The organism is Floccifex sp., from assembly GCF_051873555.1.
GTDB lineage: Bacteria > Bacillota_I > Bacilli_A > Erysipelotrichales > Erysipelotrichaceae > Floccifex.
This window is the reverse complement of the sequence record NZ_JBJEEY010000032.1, coordinates 1-3,021: the sequence shown is the minus strand read 5'-3', so window position 1 is coordinate 3,021 and position 3,021 is coordinate 1. Positions and strand designations below refer to the sequence as shown.

Here is a 3,021-nt window from a genome sequence, read left to right as displayed (position 1 = left end):
CTAAAATATAGGCCATTGCCAAGAAGGTTGTAATCCCAGCAAGAATCTCAGTTTTTACATTGGATCCTTTTTCTTTCAACTTAAAATATTTTTCCATATCTCTTCTCCTTTTTTGAAAAATACTATTTCATTGTATTAATTTTGAAATTGTTATTCAACTATAGGAATCAATTTTTTAAGGAAAAATGAATAAATATAAGGAAAAACATTCAAATTTGGATAAATTGTCTTCATCGCTTGCTGGTATGTTAATAATTGTTGTTTATAAGTTGAAATTAAACGAGCCTCATTTAATGCATCGGTTTTAAAATCCAAAATGATGATATCATCTGAAAAACAAACAAAATCCATAAAACCATGAATTACCTGATTATCTTGATGAAGAATATAACTCAACTCAAATTGATGTTCACACTTCATCCATTTCTGATATTCTACACAATCATTTAAAGACAAAAACTGATGGATATCTTTTTCTCTTAAAGAAAAACCGTGATTTTGACTAAACAAAAGAATGTCTTTTTTTTGATATGGAAAAGACAATTGGCCTGCCATTTCATGAAATAAAGTCCCTCGATCCATGGCGCCTTGTAAAGAATCAATAGAAGGCCAATTTAAATTTTTCTTTGACATAGAAGCAGAATACGAACTAAAAGAATGTACTTCTTTTTGATAAGACTTGAACGGAATCAAAGAAGAAACTGGATCCTTTTTTTCCAGTTCAACCAAATGATTGTTTTTAATAAACTGAATACGTTTATCATTTCGATAAATATGAAATAACCAGCTCGTATAAAAATGTAAAGATAATAGTGCACGCGTATTCAATGGATACTGAAACTCAGAATCAGATTTAATACAATCCACAAAAATCAATTCTTCTTTAGCACGTGTTGTCGCAACATACAAAATACGCATTTCTTCCATTAATGCTTCATGAATGGCCTTAGTTTGAAAAGCCAAAGAATAAAGAGAAACTCTCTTTGTTCGATTTTCATAATCTAAACTCATTAATGAAATACCTAAATCACTATCCACCATAACGACTTCATTTTTTAAAGACTTCATTTGTGTACTTGAACAAATATAAACAACTGGAAACTGAAGCCCCTTAGAAGCATGCATCGTCATAATACGAACAACGTTTTCTTCTTTACCAAAAGCATTGGCTTGTCCCGTTGTATCCATTTTTGATTCTTCTTCTATATCTTGAATAAAGCCGTTGATATCAAATGGATACATATAATTGGTAGCCATTTCCAATAAATAATCTAAATTAGTTTTATCTTGTGAAGTTGTATGCAACCAATAAAAATCATTGAAACCATAGATTATACGAATTAATTCTGGTATTGTTTTGTCTTTGTGTTTTAAAAACGAATGAAATGAATTCATAAAATCTTGTTCTTTTATCGTTTCAAACAAAGAAGAAGATTTTTCTTTTTCTAAACAAGCTTGTGTAATTTGAGAATAAGAAATTTCAAACAAAGGTGAAACCAGACAAGCCATAAGAGAAATATCATCATATGGATTGATAAAAGCACATAAAGCAGCACATACAATTTGAATAGCATTATTGGTAAAGAAACCACTGGTGACTTGCGCAAAAACAGGAATGTTATAGGCTTCTAAAGTTTCTTTAATATCTTTTAATCTTGTACGATTTCTTAATAAGATACAAATATCTTTATATTGACGCCCGTTTTGGATGTCATTTAAAATCGATTGTGCTATTAAATGATAGCGATGATTCTCTGCAAATCTCTTAGCTTTTGGATAGGAAACATCATATTGTTCTTTAATTTCATCGATGGTGGAATAATAAAAATGAATTGGATGTTTTATAGAATCCATTTGGCTTTTCATTCCCACTTTTGCGATATCGATTTCTTCAAATTGACACCCTAATAATTCACTATTCATAATTTTTTGATAAAAATCATTATTGAATTCAATAATACTTTTATTTGATCGATAATTTTCCTCTAATACCAAGGCACAGTCCTTTGGGTTTTTACTATTCATATGATTTTTCATAATAGAAGGCTTAGCCTGACGAAACCCATAAATCGATTGTTTGATATCGCCTACACGAAATACGTTGTCGTCTCTACAAAACAAAGAAACAATGGTTTCCTGTAGCTCATTGGTATCTTGAAATTCATCTATTAAAATCGCATTGTATTTATTTCTTAATTCCTGTGCAATAACTGGATCTTTTAATAAAGTCAGAGCAAAGTGTTCCATATCATTAAAATCAATGATTTCCATTTCTTTTTTTATTTTGGAATAATGAAGTTGACAGGATTTTGATAAATCCACTAAAGTCTGAATTCGACTTTGATTGGATATAATGTCTTTTTTAAAGACATCAAAATCAAATAAAACAGAAGCAATCGCATTTTGAAAAGAAAGATATTCTTCTTTTTCATCGAATTTAATTTTATTGATGGTACCAGGAACATTTTCAGTTTTTTCAATCGAAAGAACAAAAGCCTTTTTAAATTCTTCATAATCTTGTTTTTGAATTGAATTTAAACAATTGAAATTCAATTCTTTTTTCTTCTTCAAATTTTCAATAATTTTTTCTTTTGTACCCTCTTTTTTAAATTCCATTTCCTCTACTTTTTCAATAAAAGAATAGAGAATATCAATCATAGCTTCCATTTTTTCTTTAAAAAACTGAAAAAACCAGGATAAAGATTTTGTATCAATGGTTTGATAATTCAAAAGAATAGAATCAAACCATTCATCGGCATTTGATTTTGAATTGGCAACATCGATGATTTGTTCAATAACTTTTTGAATATAAGAATCATCTTTTCCGAAAGCTTTAAAATATAACTTTAAGTCAACCACTCTTTGAACAGGATATTCATCCATTGCCAGACAAAGCGCTTGTTCAAATGCTTTATGAAGCATAGACTCACTTCCCACAGTAGTTGCCATTGTTAAGGAAATGGGAATTTTATAATAATATGTTTTCACTAAATTTTGACAAAAACTATCAATGGTACAAAT

The 3,021-nt window shown here is 29.0% G+C and carries 1 protein-coding gene; it reads right to left on the bottom strand.

Annotated elements, in window-relative coordinates:
* Positions 1 to 150: 150 nt before the first annotated feature.
* Positions 151 to 3,021 (bottom strand): UvrD-helicase domain-containing protein (locus ACI32A_RS02035; protein WP_439753354.1); only part of this gene is annotated, 2,871 nt, incomplete at its 5' end.